Source organism: Phaeobacter sp. PT47_59 (assembly GCF_028890025.1).
Classification (GTDB): domain Bacteria; phylum Pseudomonadota; class Alphaproteobacteria; order Rhodobacterales; family Rhodobacteraceae; genus Phycobacter.
On the sequence record NZ_JARCJL010000062.1, the window covers coordinates 1 to 1,889 of the forward strand.

At 64.5% G+C, this 1,889-nt stretch carries 1 protein-coding gene; it reads left to right on the top strand.

All coding sequences use genetic code 11. The annotated features are described in order from the left end of the window. A partial coding sequence (locus PXK01_RS21845; RefSeq protein WP_274861722.1) for a strawberry notch C-terminal domain-containing protein occupies window positions 1-1,889 on the top strand: 1,889 nt, incomplete at both ends.

Genomic DNA, 1,889 nt, shown 5'->3' on the forward strand with positions numbered 1-1,889 from the left:
GCGCTGACCGCGACTGGCGTCAACGACGCCTCGGGCGAGACCAATGCCTCGGCTGCTCGCGCCTCGGCCAAGTCCCGCTTCGAGAGCACGAAGCAGCGCTTCTTCAACCATCTCCTGATGGGCATGAAAGCCCCGAGCATCATCCGCGCCATCGCGGACGATCTGGCGGCAGGCAATGCTTGCGTCATTCAGGTGGTCTCTACAGGCGAGAGCCTGCTGAAGCGTCGGCTTGAGGCGATGGACCCGGAGGATGAACTCGTTGAGGGGGCCTTGACGCCGCGCGACTACGTGCTGGGATACCTCGAACAGGCCTTCCCGATCCACGCGCAAAAGCTGGTCGAAATCGACGGCAATATGGTGGCGGAACCTTTGCGGGATGAGCCCGGGGCGCTGGTCGTATCGCGCGAGGCGCTCGCTTTGCGTGACGCGGCCATGATGGAGTTGATGACGCTGGCGCCGATCCCCTCGGCGCTCGACCAGATCCTCTGGGCCTTTGGCGACGAGGCCGTCGCTGAAGTCACGGGGCGGTCCATCCGGCCCCTCAAGGCCGAGGATGGTCGTCTCTTCATCGAAAAGCGCAGCGCCAGCAGCAATTCGTCGGAGACCCAAGCCTTCATGGACGGCGAGAAGGATATCCTGATCTTTTCCGATGCGGGCGGGACGGGCCGGTCCTATCATGCGGCGCAAACGGCGAAGAACCAGAAACGGCGGCGGCACTACCTGTTGGAGCCCGGCTGGCGCGCGGATGCGGCCATTCAGGGACTGGGCCGCACGCATCGCTCGGCTCAGGTGAGCGCGCCCTTCTTTCGGGTCTGCACCTCCGATGTGCATGGCGAAAAGCGCTTCACCTCGACGATAGCCAAGCGCCTCGACCAGCTGGGGGCCTTGACCAAGGGTCAGCGCGAGACCGGCTCGCAAGGCATGTTCCGCGAGGAGGACAATCTCGAAAGCCCGATCGCGCGGGCGGCGCTGCGTGGGTATTTCGCCGATCTTGCCGCCGGGCGCGCTGAGGCGATGAGCTATGAGAACTTCACCGACTGGACGGCCCTGCGGCTGATCGACAAGGACGGGGTGCTGCTGGAAGAGCTTCCCCCGATCCAGCGGTTTCTGAACCGGGTGCTTGCCCTCCCCATCCACATGCAGAACGCGCTCTTTGCGGAGTTCATGCGCCGGATCGCTGATCAGACCGAACGGGCGCGCGCGGCGGGCACGCTCGATTTCGGCGTCGAAACCCTGCGTGGCGAAAAGATCGAGCAGGTCTCCACCGAGGATCTCTGGACCTGCCCAAAATCCGGTGCCGTGACGCGGATCATCGGGCTTGAGGTGACGGACCCAGTGTATGTCCTGGGCGCCGAAGAGGCCATGTCGCGCAATCCCGACAAGCTGCCGATGGTCAACCGAGCGTCTGGCCGCGCGGCGCTCATCTCGGCGCGGCCCATGCAGATGTATGACGAGGATATCGTCACGCTCATGCGCAAGGCGGTGCGGCCCAATGGCTCCAGCTACCTCGAAGAGACGCGGTTTGAGTCCTCGGCCTGGGAAGAGATCAGCAGGCCCGACTTTGCAGGACTTTGGGATACCGAGGCTGCATCCCTGCCAAAAACCACCACGACCAAGCTTTACCTGCTGACTGGGCTGCTGCTGCCGATCTGGAAGGACATTCCAACCACCAATGAGCGTATCTACCGCGTCACGCCTGACGGGGCGACGGCGATGATCGGGCGCACGCTGAGCGAGGAAGGGGCGGCAGCGTTACGCGCACGCTTCCTCGTCTCCAACCCGCAAACGCCGCAGGAGATGCTGACCGCCGCATTGGGCACCACAGCGCCAATCGATCTGGGCCGGGGTCTGACCCTGACCCGTCGCCGGGTCGCAGGCGAGATGCGCCT